The 290-nt window shown below is 37.2% G+C and carries 1 pseudogene; it reads left to right on the forward strand.

The features are described 5' to 3' along the window. Positions 1-284, forward strand: a pseudogene (locus AAEY62_RS21795) (trigger factor); the annotation flags it as partial. Positions 285-290 lie beyond the last annotated feature (6 nt).

The raw sequence follows: 290 nt of genomic DNA on the forward strand, positions 1-290 counted from the left end.
CAGTAACACGTGTTAAAACTGGCCTATTATTAGGTGAAGTTATTAAAGCGAATGACATCAAAGTTGATGACGCTAAAGTTGAAGCATTGATTGCTACTGTAGCTTCTGCATACGAAGATCCAACTGAAGTAGTAGAATACTACAAAGCAAATGATCAACTAATGCAGCAAATGCGTAATGTAGCAATGGAAGAGCAAGCTGTTGAAGCTATTTTAGCTAAAGCAACTGTGACTGATGTTGAAAAAGCATTTGATGACATCATGAATCCACAGCAAGGTGCATAATAAGTC

The organism is Pseudoalteromonas sp. GW168-MNA-CIBAN-0100 (genome assembly GCF_040309225.1).
Taxonomy (GTDB): Bacteria; Pseudomonadota; Gammaproteobacteria; order Enterobacterales; family Alteromonadaceae; genus Pseudoalteromonas; species Pseudoalteromonas arctica.